General features: G+C 66.8%; 11 protein-coding genes and 1 pseudogene. 1 reads left to right on the top strand and 11 read right to left on the bottom strand.

Going from position 1 to position 13,924, the window contains the following annotated elements; all coding sequences use genetic code 11:
* Position 1 precedes the first annotated feature (1 nt).
* From J2T47_RS14780 to J2T47_RS14770, 3 genes are read right to left on the bottom strand one after another with little or no spacing between them, the layout of a single operon-like run.
* Positions 2-901 carry a transporter substrate-binding domain-containing protein gene (locus J2T47_RS14780; protein ID WP_253448005.1) on the bottom strand — a complete coding sequence of 300 codons (900 nt, stop codon included), beginning with the start codon at positions 899-901 and terminating at the stop codon, positions 2-4.
* Positions 902-940: 39 nt separating this feature from the next.
* A complete protein-coding gene (locus J2T47_RS14775; RefSeq protein ID WP_253448002.1) occupies positions 941-1,291 on the bottom strand; it encodes a RidA family protein in 351 nt (116 codons plus the stop codon).
* Positions 1,292-1,316: 25 nt separating this feature from the next.
* A complete protein-coding gene (locus J2T47_RS14770) occupies positions 1,317-2,573 on the bottom strand; it encodes a D-amino acid dehydrogenase (protein WP_253447999.1) in 1,257 nt (418 codons plus the stop codon).
* A gap of 63 nt (positions 2,574-2,636) precedes the next feature.
* Here J2T47_RS14770 and J2T47_RS14765 point away from each other — a divergent pair.
* Positions 2,637-3,615, top strand: a pseudogene (locus J2T47_RS14765) (LysR family transcriptional regulator).
* A gap of 98 nt (positions 3,616-3,713) precedes the next feature.
* Here the strand turns inward: J2T47_RS14765 and hutG are convergent.
* The 8 genes from hutG to hutU form a co-directional block, all read right to left on the bottom strand.
* A complete protein-coding gene (gene hutG, locus J2T47_RS14760) occupies positions 3,714-4,517 on the bottom strand; it encodes an N-formylglutamate deformylase (protein WP_253447996.1) in 804 nt (267 codons plus the stop codon).
* Positions 4,518-4,773: 256 nt separating this feature from the next.
* Positions 4,774-5,970, bottom strand: a complete 1,197-nt coding sequence (gene hutI, locus J2T47_RS14755) for an imidazolonepropionase (protein WP_253447992.1) — start codon at positions 5,968-5,970, stop codon at positions 4,774-4,776.
* Complete coding sequence (hutH, locus tag J2T47_RS14750; protein WP_253447989.1) at positions 5,967-7,499, bottom strand: histidine ammonia-lyase; 1,533 nt, start codon at positions 7,497-7,499, stop codon at positions 5,967-5,969. The genes hutI and hutH overlap by 4 nt, the downstream gene beginning before the upstream one ends.
* Before the next feature lie 48 nt (positions 7,500-7,547).
* Positions 7,548-8,363 (bottom strand): quaternary amine ABC transporter ATP-binding protein, encoded by an 816-nt coding sequence (locus J2T47_RS14745; protein ID WP_192293251.1) that lies wholly within the window; start codon positions 8,361-8,363, stop codon positions 7,548-7,550.
* Positions 8,360-9,214, bottom strand: a complete 855-nt coding sequence (locus J2T47_RS14740) for an ABC transporter permease (protein WP_138213885.1) — start codon at positions 9,212-9,214, stop codon at positions 8,360-8,362. The genes J2T47_RS14745 and J2T47_RS14740 overlap by 4 nt, the downstream gene beginning before the upstream one ends.
* Before the next feature lie 62 nt (positions 9,215-9,276).
* The gene (locus tag J2T47_RS14735) at positions 9,277-10,185 is read right to left on the bottom strand and encodes an ABC transporter substrate-binding protein (protein ID WP_437180984.1); all 909 of its coding nucleotides are present in this window, start codon (positions 10,183-10,185) and stop codon (positions 9,277-9,279) included.
* Positions 10,186-10,327: 142 nt separating this feature from the next.
* Positions 10,328-11,740, bottom strand: a complete 1,413-nt coding sequence (locus J2T47_RS14730; RefSeq protein ID WP_253447983.1) for a purine-cytosine permease family protein — start codon at positions 11,738-11,740, stop codon at positions 10,328-10,330.
* A gap of 112 nt (positions 11,741-11,852) precedes the next feature.
* Positions 11,853-13,520: a urocanate hydratase gene (gene hutU / locus J2T47_RS14725; protein WP_253447979.1), complete on the bottom strand. Its 1,668-nt coding sequence runs from the start codon at positions 13,518-13,520 to the stop codon at positions 11,853-11,855.
* Positions 13,521-13,924 lie beyond the last annotated feature (404 nt).

The following is a 13,924-nucleotide window of genomic DNA, read 5'->3' as shown; positions in this document are numbered from 1 at the left end:
GCTACTGCACCGGCTCGCTGGTGGGTTTGGCGATGATCGCCTGCAGCTCGGCAGTCATGGGGAATTCCAGGTTGAGGTTCTTCGGCGGGATAGGCTGTTCGAACCAGCGCTGGTAGATGCCCTTGATCTCACCCGAGGCGTAGAGGTCGGCCAGGGTCTGGTTGACCAGGGCGAGGAACTGCGGATCGTCGCGGCGCACCATGCAGGCGTAGATTTCCCGCGACTGCGGCTCGCCCACCACGACCCAATGATGCGGGTCGCGCGCCTTGGCCTTCTCGCCGTAGAGCAATGCGTCATCCATGTAGAACGCCACCGCGCGGCCGGACTGCAGCATCAGGAAGGCTTCGCCGTGGTCCTTGGCGCTGACCACGTTCATGCCCAGCTTGTGCTCGGCGTTGTAGGCCTTGAGGTAGCGCTCGTTGGTGGTGCCGGCGGTGGTCACCACGTTCTTGCCCTTGAGATCGTCGAAGCCCTGGATACCGCTGTCCTTGGCGGTCAGCAACTGGCCCTTCACATAGATGAAACCGTAAGAGAAGGCGACCTGCTTCAGGCGCTCGGCGGTGACGCCGGTGGAGCCGCACTCCAGGTCGACCGTGCCGTTCTGCACCAGCGGGATGCGCGTCTGCGAGGTCACCAGGTTGTACTTCACCTTGAGGTCCGGCTTGTCGAGCTTCTGGCGGATGCGCTCGACCACCTTGCCGGCCAGGTCCACCGAGTAGCCCATGGGCTGGCCGCTGTTGTCGCCCAGGTAGGAGAACGGCACCGAGGCGTCGCGATAACCCAGGGTTATCGTGCCGCGATCGGCGACCTTCTTCAGCGTGCCGTCCAGCGCTTCGTTCGCCTGCGCCAGCGCGCAGACCAGGCTGGACGCCGCCAGCATTCCCAGTGCGAGTCGTTTCATGGGTTCGATCCCTCTTGTTGTTGTGAGTCGGGTTGAGGTTCAGAGCCGTGCAGCGATCACGGTGATTTCCACCAACACGGACGGCCGCGCCAGCAGCGCCTGCACCGTGGTGCGGGTCGGCGCGCAGCCTTCGGGCAACCAAGCGGACCAGACGCCGTTCATGGCCTCGAAGTCCGCGGCGATGTCCTTCAGGTAGAGGGTCGCGCTGAGGATGTTCGCCTTGTCGGTGCCGGCTTCGGCCAGCAGTGCGTCGATCTTCGCCAGCACTTCGCGGGTCTGGTCCTGGATATCGGTGGCCTGACCGGGCACCTGTCCGGAGAGGAAAACCAGCGAGCCGAAGACCATAGCGCCGGAAAGGCGGTCGTTGTTGGCGATGCGTGTGAGTTGCATGGTGGGTCTCCTAAATCCGATGGAATCAGCCCGCCAGCCGTTCGGGCGTCAGGCCGCTGGTATCGATATCCGGGCGGCGCCCGGTGATCTGCGCGGCGATCAGTTGTGCGCTGCCGCAGGCCAGGGTGAAACCGAGCGCGCCGTGGCCGAGATTCAGCCACAGCCCGCGCGGCCCGCAGGCGCCCACCAGCGGCACGCCGGTGGGCGTGGCCGGGCGCATGCCGGCCCACTCGACGGCGGCGCCGTAATCGCAGGCGTCGGGCAGGGTCTCCGCCGCCTGCTGGCGGATCAGCGCCAGCCGCTTGGGCTCCAGGCTCGGGTCGAAGCCGACGATGTCGACCATGGCGGCAACGCGCAGGCGCTCGCCGATGCGCGCATAGACCACCTTGCGGTCGTAGTCGGTGAGGCTCACGTCCAGCGCTTGATCACCGGCACGAATCGGCGCGGTCAGGCTGTAGCCCTTGAGCGGATAAAGCGGCAGACGCGGCCCGCGCGGCAGCAGTGCGGCGCTGCGGTAGCCGGCGGCGAGCACCACATGATCAGCCTCGATGCTTTCCACACCAGCCGGCCCGCCCGCCTCCACGCCGACCACGGCGCCGTTGCGCAGGATCAGCCGGGATGCCGGATGGCCATAGAGGATGCGGCAGCGGCCCGACGCCTGAAGCCGCTCGTCCAGCCGCTGGCAGAACAGGAAGCAGTCGGCGACCTCCTCGTCCGGCGTGTGGATGCCACCGACGAAGGGCGCGCGCTCCAGCGCCGGGTCCAGCTCGCGGCACTGCGATGCCGACAACACGAATTGCGCGACAGGATCGGACAGGTTTTGCCGTGCGCTGCGGAAGCTGCCTTCATCGCGGAAGGCCACCAGCTTGCCGTTGCGCCGCCAGTCGAAACCCGCCAGCCCGTCCTCGCGCCACTGCGCCAATGTAGCCTGGCTGAACAGCGCAAGACGCAGAAGGTGTTTCGCGTTGACCTGGTTCACCGAGCGCCGGCACGCGGCGGTGAACTCCAGCAGCCAGCGCCATTGCGCCGGGTCCAGGCGCGGGCGCAGGCGCAGCGGCGAATCCCCGCGCAGCAGCCAGCCCAGCGCCTGCTGCGGCACGCCGGCATCGGCCAGCGGCGCGACATAGCGGTAGGACAGCTGGCCGCCGTTGGCGAAGCTGGTTTCCAGCCCGGCCTGACCCTGCGCTTCCAGCACGGTGACGTCGAAGCCTTCGAGGACCAGCGCCTGCGCCGTGGCCAGTCCGACCACCCCCGCGCCGATGATGCAAACCCGCTGTGCCATTGCCGTCTCACTGCCCATCCATTCCTGGCACCGACCTTAGGCCCGGGTGACAGGCGGCGAACAATGAATAAACATGGGCGACCCATAAACCAGGGTTATACCCTGGCGAATCCGCCTACGGAGGCAAGCCATGCGCCTGCGCCATATCGAAGTGTTCCAGGCCATCCGCGAGACCGGCTCGGTCAGCGGCGCCGCGCAATTGCTGCACGTCTCGCAGCCAGCGGTGACCAAGGTGCTGCAGCATGCCGAGCAGCAGTTGGGCTTCCCGCTCTTTCTCCGTGTTCGCGGAAAGTTGCAGGCGACACCCGAGGCCCTGGAACTGGAGCGCGAAGTGGCCAAGGTCAGCGAAAGCCTGCAGGGCGTGCGGCGCCTCGCGCAGAGCCTGCGCGGCCAGCCGGAGAACCGCCTGCGCGTGGGCGCCACGCCGGCCATGGCGCTGTCGCTGCTGCCGCCGGTGATCCGCGAATGGACCGACCGTTACCCGCAGAGCAGCTGCGAACTGGCCACCCAGCACTCCCGCGAGCTGGTGCAGAACCTGCTGATGCGCGAACTTGACCTCGCCCTCACCCTGCAGCAGAGCGACCACCCCGGCCTGCGCTCGCAGCCCATCGCCAGCGGCCCGCTGGTGGCCCTGGCGCCACGCGGTCACTGGCCGACTGAACGCCTCGGCCAGCCGCTGACGCTGGACGAGCTGGCCGGCGAACCGATGATCGGGCTGTCCACTTCCGACCCGCTATCGGCCCGCCTGGAAAGCCATCTGGCCAACGTCGAACCGCCACCGCGCGTGCGCATCGCAGTGCAGACCTATGCGCTGGCAAGAACGCTGGTGGAAGCCGGAACGGGACTGGCGCTGGTCGATCCCTTCACCGCGCTGGGCGCGGACGAACGCCTGACGGCGCAGCGAACCCTGACACCCACCGTGAAGGTGACGCTCTACGCCTTGACCCGCGCCGACGAAACCCCGCCGCATACCCAGGCGCTGCTGCTGGAAATGCTGGTGCGGCACGCTGAGAGGCAACTGGCGCAGCAGCGCTTCGAATGAAAAGACAGCCCCCTGCCGCGCCGGGGCAACGCCGCCGGGATGCGTGGTCCGGCGGCGCCGCGCCGACAGTCCCGGCGCGGCAGGAAGCTGCGTAAAACTCAGCGGCCGTAGCGTTCGCGGCCCCAGGCGATGAAGGTTTCCAGCAGGCGCCGGAGTACCTGGGCGGTCGGCGCGGCGAGGTCTTCGCGGTAGCCGAAGGGCGCGTGCTCATCCATGTAGTTGCACTGCGCGAGCTCCAGTTGCACGGCGTGCACGTTGTCCTGCGGCTGGCCGTAGTGGCGGGTGATGTGCCCACCCTTGAAGCGGCCGTTGAGGATGTGCCGGTAGGCCGGTGCATCAGCGCAGACCGCGACCAGTCGCTCGGCCAGCTCCGCGTCGCAGCTCGCGCCGCTGTGGGTGCCGATGTTGAAGTCCGGCAGCTTGCCGTCGAACAGGTGCGGGATCACCGAGGCAATCGAGTGGGCGTCCCACAGCAGCGCGTAGCCGAACTCGGCCTTCAGGCGCGCCAGCTCGTCGGCCAGGGTGCGGTGGTAGGGCGTCCAGACTTCGGCGAGGTAACGCGCGCGCTCTTCGGCCGACGGTGTCTGGCCGTCCTTGAACAGCGGGCGGCCGTCGAACAGGGTGTCCGGGTAGAGGCCGGTGGTGGCGGTGCTGTACAGCGGCTTGTCGTCGGCCGGGCGGTTGAGATCGATGACGTAGCGCGAGTAACCGGCGGCCAGGGTGCTGGCGCCCAGCTCTTCGGCGAAGGCGTAGAGCCGCGGGATGTGCCAGTCGGTGTCGGCCAGCTCGCGGGCCTCGTCCACCAGGCCGTTTGCCACGGCCGGGGTCAGGCGGATGCCGGGGTGCGGCATGCTGACCAGCAGCGGCACGCGGCCGCGTTTGAATTCGAGAACGTTGTCCATGGGAGCTATCTCCAGTACGGGCGAGATGTATTCGCTGTTCGTGCGAGCAAGATTTCCCTCTGGAAATCCGTGCCGCTGCTTCCCTCTCCCCAGCCCTCTCCCTGAAGGGAGAGGGGGCATCCGATTGAAGCGAGCCACTCGTGCCACTCTGCGACATCGCTTGCAGGCTGACGCCAGAGTTTCGAGTTCTGCCGAACCGGTCCCCTCTCCCGCTTGCGGGAGAGGGTTAGGGAGAGGGGCATTTGATCTTGCCGCTTCAAAGCTCTTCGCCGTGACGAATGACGCGCTTGGGCAGGTCGCCGCCGAGCCAGTAGGCGAGTTCGGCGGGGCGCTGGATGTCCCAGGCGATGAAGTCGGCGACCTTGCCCGCTTCCAGGCTGCCGTGGCTGTCGGCCATGCCCAGCGCGCGCGCGGCGTTGAGGGTGACGCCGGCCAGCGCTTCTTCCGGGGTCAGGCGGAAGGCGGTGCAGGCCATGTTCAGCATCAGGCGCAGGGACAGTGCCGGCGAGGTGCCGGGGTTGAGGTCGCTGGCAATGGCGATATTCACGCCGTGCTTGCGCAGGGCATCCATCGGCGGCAACTGGGTTTCACGCAGGACGAAGAAGGCGCCCGGCAGCAGTACGGCGACGGTGCCGGCTTCGGCCATGGCGATGGCGTCGCTCTCGTCCATGAACTCCAGGTGGTCGGCGGACAACGCGCCATACCGCGCGGCAAGGCTGGAGCCATGCAGCGACGACAGTTGCTCGGCGTGCAGCTTCACCGGCAGGCCCAGGCGCTGGGCGGCCTGGAACACCCGCTCGACCTGCGCCGGGGAGAACGCCAGGTGCTCGCAGAAGGCGTCCACCGCGTCCACCAGCCCCTCTTCGGCCAGCGCCGGGAGGATGTGATTGCAGACCTGCTCGATGTACTCGTCGGCGCGGCCGGCGTATTCCGGCGGCAGGGCATGGGCGGACAGGCAGGTGGTGCGCACCGTCACCGGCAGCTCCTGCTCCAGGCGGCGGGCCACGCGCAGCATGCTCCGCTCGCTGTCGAGGTCCAGCCCATAGCCGGACTTCACCTCAAGCACGGTCACGCCATCGGCCAGCAGCGAGCGGGCGCGCTTGATGGCGCTGGCCAGCAGTTCGTCCTCGCTGGCCTCGCGGGTAGCGCGCACGGTGCTGGCGATGCCGCCGCCGGCCGCGGCGATCTCCGCATAGCTGACACCGTTGAGGCGCTGCTCGAACTCACCGCTGCGGTCACCACCGAATACCAGGTGGGTATGGCAGTCGATGAAGCCGGGCGTGACCCAGGCGCCACCCAGGTCGGTGCTCTGGATCGGCCGCTCGGGCAGTTCGGCGCGCGGGCCGATCCAGCTGATGCGCTGGTCCTCGGTGATGATCGCCGCGTCCTCGATGACCGAGTAGCGGCCGTCCTTCATGGTCGCTGCGTGGCAGTGCTGCCAGAGGTGTTTCATTGCAGTCTCCCGATGCTCGCGCCGACGCTGTGCAGCGCTGCCGGGTCGGCCAGCAACTCGGCAGCGCGGGTGATGTCCGGCGCCAGCCAGCGGTCGCTGTCATAGGCCGGCACCTGTTCGCGCAGCAGGCTCCAGGCGCAGTCGGTGCCGCTGCCGAAGCGTTGCGGCTTGAGGAATTCGAAGGCCTGGGCGGCCAGCAGGTATTCGATGGCGAGGATGCGCCGGGTGTTGTCGATGGCGCGACCGAGCTTGAGCGCGGCGCTGGTGCCCAGGCTCAGGTGGTCTTCCTGCAGGCCGGAGGTGACGTAGTTGTCCACCACCGCCGGCTGTGCCAGCTGGCGGTTCTCGCCGGCAAGGGAAGCGGCGACGTATTGCACGATCATCATCCCCGAGTTGACCCCCGGCTGGCTCACCAGGAAGGCCGGCAGGCCGCTGACCAGCGGGTTGATCAGACGGTCCAGGCGACGCTCGGAAACCCCGCCCAGCTCGGCCACGGCAATCGCCAGCAGGTCGGCGGCCATGGCCACGGATTCGCCGTGGGGGTTGGCCTGGGACACCACCCGGTAGTCGTCCGGCGTGCCCAGCACCAGCGGGTTGTCGGTGGCGGAATTGAGTTCGGTCTCGATCTGTTTCGCCGCGTGCTCCAGTTGGTCGCGGCAGGCGCCGTGGATCTGCGGCATGGAGCGGATGCTCAGGGCGTCCTGGGTACGGATGCCACGGCTCGAGGCGATCACTTCGCTGCCGTCGAGCAGCGCGCGCAGGTTGGCGCCGACCTTCTGCATGCCCGGGTGCGGCTTGAGCGCGATGATCTCGGCATCGAACGCGTCGATCTGCCCGCGCAAGGCTTCGAAGCTCATGGCGCCGATCACGTCGGCCCACTGCGCGAGGTGGTTTGCATCGTCGAGGGCGAGACAGCTCAGACCAGTCATGCAGGGGGTGCCGTTGACCAGGCAGAGCCCGTCCTTGGCGCCCAGCTGCACCGGCTCCAGGCCTTCGGCGGCCAGCGCCTGGAAGGCCGGCACCACTTCGCCGCGATAGCTCACCTCGCCGATGCCCAGCAGCGCAACGCCGACATGGGCCATGTGGGTCAGGTAGCCCACCGAGCCCTGCGCCGGTACACGCGGGGTGATGCCATGGTTGAGCAGCGCCAGCAGCGCTTCCACCACGCGGCGATGCAGGCCGGATTTGCCATGGCTGTAGTTGGCGATGGCGGCGGCGATGATCGCGCGGGTCTGCTCGTCCTTCAGCGGCTCGCCCACGCCGCAGGCATGGCTGAGCAGGGTGTTGCGCGACAGCTGAGCCAGTTGCTCGCCCTGCAGCACCACGTTGCACAGCGCGCCCAGGCCGGTGCTGATGCCGTAGGCCCGCTCACCCCGGCTGACGATGCGCTCGACAATGCCGTGGGCATTGTCGATGCGTGCCCAGGCGGCCGTCGACAGTTGCAGGCGCGCGCCCTGGCGCGCCACCGCGACCAGGTCCTGCCAGCGCAGCGGGCCGTTGCCGAAAGTGAGGGTGGAAGAGGACGACATGCGGAACTCCTGTAGGCGGGGAAGCCCCTTCCCCGCCGGCGAATGGTCTTACAGCGCGGCGACGCGGCGCTGGACGAAGCGGTCGACGTACTCGTCGGCAGGCTTGTGCAGGATGTCGGCGGGCGCGCCCACCTGGATCAGCTGACCGTCCTTGAGGATGGCGATGCGGTTACCGATGCGCACCGCTTCATCGAGGTCGTGGGTGATGAAGACGATGGTCTTGTGCAGGGTCTTCTGCAGCTCCAGTAGCTGGTCCTGCATGTCCGCGCGAATCAGCGGGTCGAGGGCGCTGAAGGCTTCGTCCATGAGGATGATGTCGGTGTCCGCGGCCAGGGCGCGGGCCAGGCCGACGCGCTGGCGCATGCCACCGGAGAGCTGGTGCGGGTAGGACTTCTCGTAGCCCTTCAGGCCCACGGTGGCGATCCAGTGCAGCGCGCGCTCCTGGCACAGCGCCTTGCTCTCGCCGCGGATCTTCAGGCCGTAGGCGACGTTGTCGAGCACGCTCTTGTGCGGCAGCAGGCCGAAGCTCTGGAACACCATGCTGATCTTGCGTCGGCGGAAGTTCTCCAGCGCGGCAGAGTCGTAGGCGAGCACATCCTCGCCATCCACCAGGATCTGCCCGCTGGTGGGGTCGATCAGGCGGTTGAAGTGGCGCACCAGGGTCGACTTGCCGGAGCCGGACAGGCCCATGATGACGAAGATTTCCCCGGCCTCGATGGACAGCGAGAGGTCGTTGACGCCGACCACGCAATCGGTGGCGGCGAGCACCTCGGCCTTGCTCTTGCCCTGGCGGATCATCGCCAGCGCGGAGTCGGCCTTGGCGCCGAAGATCTTGTAGACGTTCTTGACCTGGATCTTGCTCATTTGCTGGCCTCATGGTGGCGCGAGCGGCCGTAAGCCTGGGTGATGCGGTCGATGACCACGGCGAGGATGACGATGGCCAGACCCGCTTCCAGGCCCTTGCCGACGTTGAGCGTCTGGATGCCCACCAGCACGTCCTCGCCCAGGCCACGGGCACCGATCATCGAGGCGATGACCACCATCGACAGCGCCATCATGGTGGTCTGGTTGATGCCGGCCATGATGCTCGGCAGCGCCAGCGGCAGCTGCACGCCGAACAGTTGCTGGCGGCGGTTGGCGCCGAAGGCGGTGATGGCTTCCATCACCTCGCGGTCGACCTGGCGGATACCCAGGTCGGTGAGGCGGATCAGCGGGGGAGCGGCGTAGATCACGGTGGCGAAGATCGCCGGCACCTTGCCCAGGCCGAACAGCATCAGCACCGGGATCAGGTACACGAAGCTGGGCATGGTCTGCATGATGTCCAGCATCGGCAGCAGCACGGCGCGGAAGCGGTCGCTGCGCGCGGCGACTATGCCCAGCGGGATGCCGATCAGCACCGAGATGAGGGTCGCCACCATCATCAGCGCGAGGGTCTGCATCAGCTTGTCCCACAGGCCCACGGCGCCCACCAGGAACAGCAGCCCGACGATCACCACGGTCGGCAGGATGCGCCGGGTGGCGTGCCAGGCGATGCCGGCGACGATGGCCAGCATCAGCCACCAGGGAGTGGCCCGCAGCACGCTCTCCAGGTTGACGATGGCCCACAGCAGGGTGTCGGAGATGTGGCGGAACACGTCGCCGTAGTTGGTAACCAGGGCATCGACCCAACCGTTGACCCAGTCGGCGATGGAGAAAGTGAAGCGTTCGGGAAACATGGCACGTACTCGTCAGGAGTGGGCATCACCGGGGAAGCTGGGCCTCCCCGGATTCGGCGGCGTCAGAGCGCGGCCTGGACCTTCTTCGCAGCGTCCTCGCTGACCCAGGTGGTCCACACTTCCGGGTGCTCCTTGAGGAAGGCCTTGGCCAGTTGCTCGGAGGAGAGTTTCTCCTTGGCCATCTTCGCCAGGTTCTGGTTCAGCAGGTCGATGGGCAGGTTGACCTTCTCCAGCACCGCCACCAGCTCCGGGGCCTGATCATGGAAGACCCTGGACAGGCCGACCTGGATCTTCACGTCCTTGTTCACGCCCGGCTCATCCAGCTTCACCAGGTCGGCCTGGCCCATCAGCGGCGTCGGCGACCAGTAATAGAAGAGGATAGGCTCCTTGCGCTTGTAGCTCGACAGCACCGCAGCATCCAGGGCCGGACCAGTACCGGGGCGGAAGTTGGTGTACTTGTCCTCGAGGCCGTACTTCTTCAGCATCTCGGAGTTTTCCAGCTCGCAGGTCCAGCCGGCCGGGCAGTTGTAGAAGCGGCCCTTGCCCGGCTCTTCCGGATCGCGGAAGACTTCGGAGTACTGCGCAAGGTCGGTCACGGCCTTGAGGTTCGGCGCCTTGGCTTCGATGTTGCGCGCCTTGTCGCCCTCGATCACGAAGCGCGGCACGTACCAGCCTTCGGTGGCGCCGACGATGGGCGCGCCCACGCCGACTACCTTGTTGGCGGCGGCGGCCTTGTTCCAGGCGTCGCTGCGGCCGATCCATTCCTCGCTGAAGATCTGGATGTCGTTGTTCGCCAGCGCCTGCTCCATGGTGATGGAGTTGCCCGGCAGGCTGTCGGTTTCGCAGCCGTAGCCGTTCTTCAGGATGATCTGCATGAGGTCGGTGAGCAGCATGCCGCTCTCCCAGTTCAGCCCGGCGAACTTCACCGGCTTGCCACTCTCGCACCAGCCGGCGGCCTGGGCCGATGCCATAGTGCCGCCCAGCAGACCGGCGGACAGGAACAGGCCCAGCAGCGTCTTCTTGGTGTTGTTCATCTGATGCTCCTAAACGTGAATGAGGTTGGGCAGTGCAAGGGCCGCGCAAGCTTGTGGCTGCGCGGCCGGGCCGGTCTGTTCAGGTGCGGGCCGGCAGGATCAGCCGGTCCGGTACTGCCCGCGTGACGCGGCGGGCGACCAGGTAATAGAGAACGGCCGGAACCACCAGGCCGATGATCCAGGAGATATCCACGCCACCCAGGGCGTCCACCAGCGGGCCGGTGTAGAACTTGGTGGAGAGGAAGGGCAGCTGCACCAGCACGCCAATCACGTAGACGCTGATGCCGGGGACGTTCCAGCGGCCGTAGCGGCCATCGGGATCGGCCAGCGCCGGCACGTCGTAGTGCTCGCGGGTGATGCAGTAGTAGTCCACCAGGTTGACCGCGCTCCACGGGGTGAAGAAGGCCAGCAGGAAGAGGATGAAGGACTTGAACGCGCCGAGGAACGAATGCTGGCCGAGCAGCGCGATCAGGGTCGCGGCGCCGACGATCACCAGAACGAACACCAGCCGCTGCAGGCGGCTCACTTCCAGGTGGCCACGGAAGCCGCTGATCACCGTGGCGATGCACATGAAGCTGCCGTAGGAGTTCAGCGTGGAGATGGTGATCTTGCCGAAGGCGATGGAGAAGTACAGCAGCGCGGCGACTGCACCACTGCCACTCAGGCCGACGATGTAGGCCACCTCATGGCCGGCGAACTGGCCGTTGGCACCCGCGGCGGCGAACACGCCGAAGATCATCGCCACCTGCGCACCGATCACCGAACCGGCACCCACGGCGAGGAAGGTCTTCACCGAGGACGTCCTGCTCGGCAGGTAGCGCGAGTAGTCGGCAACGTAGGGGCCGAAGGCGATTTGCCAGGACGCGGCGAGGGACACCGCGAGCAGGAAGCTGCTCCAGCTGAAGTGGCGAATCTGCAGCAGCGCGCCGACGTCGGTCTGGCTCATCAGGCGACTGAACAGGTAGACGAAGGCGATTACCCCGATGACGCTGGCGATGCGGCCGATCACGTGGATCACCCGGTAGCCGAGCACGGTCACCAGCACGATGACGCTGGCGAACATCAGGATGCCGGCGCTGTCGCTGACGCCGAACAACTGGCCCAGGGCCTGGCCGGACAGCACCGTGCCGGTGGCGGTGAAGCCCAGGTACATCAGGCACACCAGCACGATCGGGATGGCCGCGCCGTAGACACCGAACTGCACGCGGCTGGAAATCATCTGCGGCAGGCCGAGCTTTGGCCCTTGGGCTGCGTGCAGCGCCATCACGCCGCCGCCCAGCAGTTGGCCGATGAGCAGGCCGATCAGCGACCAGAACACATCGCCGCCCAGCACCACGGCCAGGGCGCCGGTGACGATGGCGGTGATCTGCAGGTTGGCGCCCAGCCACAGGGTGAACTGGCTGTAGAGCTTGCCGTGGCGCTCGGCCTCGGGGATGTAGTTGATCGAACGCACTTCGATCAGGGGTTTGGAGCTATCACTGGCCTGGGACATCGTTATTGTTCTCCCGAGGGGATTTCTTGTCTGTCGATGTACTGCTTCTGTACGGACCGGGCCGCCGCACCACGCCGTGCGGCGGCCCTCTCCCTGGTCCTGGATTGCTGAATTACTGGCCGGTGATCATCGGCAGGTTCAGGCCCTGCTCCTTGGCGCAGTCGATGGCGATCTGGTAGCCGGCGTCGGCATGGCGCATCACGCCGGTGCCCGGGTCGTTGGTCAGCACGCGAGCGATGCGCGCGGCCGCTTCGTCGGTGCCGTCGCAGACGATCACCATGCCCGAGTGCTGGGAGAAGCCCATGCCCACGCCGCCGCCGTGGTGCAGCGAAACCCAGGTGGCGCCGCTGGCGGTGTTCAGCAGGGCGTTGAGCAGCGGCCAGTCGGACACGGCGTCGGAGCCGTCCTGCATGGCTTCGGTCTCGCGGTTCGGGCTGGATACCGAGCCGGAGTCGAGGTGGTCGCGGCCGATCACGATCGGCGCTTTCAGCTCGCCGCTGCGGACCATTTCGTTGAATGCCAGGCCGAGCTTGGCGCGCTGGCCCAGGCCGACCCAGCAGATGCGCGCCGGCAGGCCCTGGAAGCTGATGCGTTCGCGGGCCATGTCCAGCCAGCGGTGCAGGTGGGCGTCATCGGCGATCAGCTCCTTCACCTTGGCGTCGGTCTTGTAGATGTCCTCGGCATCGCCCGACAGCGCGGCCCAGCGGAACGGACCGACGCCACGGCAGAACAGCGGGCGGATGTAGGCCGGAACGAAGCCGGGGAAGTCGAAGGCGTTGGCCACGCCCTCTTCCTTGGCCATCTGGCGGATGTTGTTGCCGTAGTCGAAGGTCGGGATGCCCTGCTTCTGGAACGCCAGCATGGCTTTGACGTGCACCGCCATGGACTGCTTGGCGGCCTTGACCACGGCAGCCGGGTCGGTCTGCGCGCGGTCGCGGTACTGCTCCCAGGTCCAGCCGGCCGGCAGGTAGCCATTGAGCGGGTCGTGGGCGGAAGTCTGGTCGGTGACCATGTCAGGGCGTACGCCGCGCTTGAGCAGTTCCGGGAGGATTTCCGCGGCGTTGCCCAGCAGGGCGATGGAGATCGCCTTGCCTTCGGCGGTGTACTGGGCGATGCGCGCCAGGGCGTCGTCGAGGTCCTTGGCCTGCTCATCGACGTAGCGGCTGGCGAGGCGGAAATCGATGCGGCTCTGCTGGCACTCGATGTTCAGCGAGCAGGCGCCGGCCAGGGTCGCGGCCAGCGGCTGGGCGCCGCCCATGCCACCCAGGCCTGCGGTGAGTACCCAGCGGCCCTTGAGGTTGCCGTCGTAGTGCTGGCGGCCGGCCTCGACGAAGGTTTCGTAGGTGCCCTGGACGATGCCCTGGCTACCGATGTAGATCCAGGACCCTGCGGTCATCTGGCCGTACATGGCCAGGCCCTTGGCGTCGAGCTCGTTGAAGTGTTCCCAGTTGGCCCAGTGCGGCACCAGGTTGGAGTTGGCGATCAGCACGCGCGGAGCGTTGGCGTGGGTCTTGAAGACGCCGACCGGCTTGCCGGATTGCACCAGCAGGGTCTCGTCTTCGTTCAGCTCTTTCAGGGTCGCGACGATCTTGTCGTAGCACTCCCAGTTGCGCGCAGCGCGACCGATGCCGCCGTACACCACCAGTTCCTTCGGGTTCTCGGCGACTTCCGGGTCGAGGTTGTTCATGAGCATGCGCAGCGGCGCTTCGGTCAGCCAGCTCTTGGCATTCAGTTGGGTGCCGCGCGGGGCACGGATTTCGACGTCGCGGAATTTGGTCACGGAGGGCTCCTTCGCTTTGCTCGGGTCGTTGGCCGTGGGGGGCGGCCTGGCGGTTCGTTCGACGGTGCCGAGGGGTTCGTCACCATCATGTCTATGCTTGTATGTACAAGTATAAGCAAAGCGAGGGCCAACCTTGGCTGGCAGGGTTTTTCGCCAGCTCAACATAGTTATCAAGTTATTGATTTATAATAGATAAACAAGGAAATCCGTGTATCGTGGGCGGATGACAGCAATAGCCTTCCTTCAGGCGAATGCACCAGAAGCAGGCTTCACTGCACCGTTTCGTTGCGTTCGGTAACACCGCTCGCTACCAAGGGACACAGGTTGTATAGACAAGCTCATTGGAGCGAGATTTAGGCACAGCGTCTCCCGGATGCACCTTCTCCCCTGCCCTCTCCCTGAAG

It is taken from the genome of Pseudomonas nitroreducens (genome assembly GCF_024170165.1).
Classification (GTDB): Bacteria; Pseudomonadota; Gammaproteobacteria; order Pseudomonadales; family Pseudomonadaceae; genus Pseudomonas; species Pseudomonas nitroreducens_C.
Note: the sequence above shows the minus strand (reverse complement) of the source record. Positions and strands in the feature narration are given on the sequence as shown.

Coding starts and splice junctions, on each gene's coding strand:
- J2T47_RS14780 (WP_253448005.1), bottom strand. CDS start 901: ATGAAACGACTCGCACTGGGAATGCTGGCGGCGTCCAGCCTGGTCTGC.
- J2T47_RS14745 (WP_192293251.1), bottom strand. CDS start 8,363: ATGAGCAAGATCCAGGTCAAGAACGTCTACAAGATCTTCGGCGCCAAG.
- J2T47_RS14735 (WP_437180984.1), bottom strand. CDS start 10,185: ATGGCATCGGCCCAGGCCGCCGGCTGGTGCGAGAGTGGCAAGCCGGTG.
- hutG (WP_253447996.1), bottom strand. CDS start 4,517: ATGGACAACGTTCTCGAATTCAAACGCGGCCGCGTGCCGCTGCTGGTC.
- J2T47_RS14740 (WP_138213885.1), bottom strand. CDS start 9,214: ATGTTTCCCGAACGCTTCACTTTCTCCATCGCCGACTGGGTCAACGGT.
- J2T47_RS14770 (WP_253447999.1), bottom strand. CDS start 2,573: ATGGCACAGCGGGTTTGCATCATCGGCGCGGGGGTGGTCGGACTGGCC.
- hutI (WP_253447992.1), bottom strand. CDS start 5,970: ATGAAACACCTCTGGCAGCACTGCCACGCAGCGACCATGAAGGACGGC.
- J2T47_RS14775 (WP_253448002.1), bottom strand. CDS start 1,291: ATGCAACTCACACGCATCGCCAACAACGACCGCCTTTCCGGCGCTATG.
- J2T47_RS14730 (WP_253447983.1), bottom strand. CDS start 11,740: ATGTCCCAGGCCAGTGATAGCTCCAAACCCCTGATCGAAGTGCGTTCG.
- hutH (WP_253447989.1), bottom strand. CDS start 7,499: ATGTCGTCCTCTTCCACCCTCACTTTCGGCAACGGCCCGCTGCGCTGG.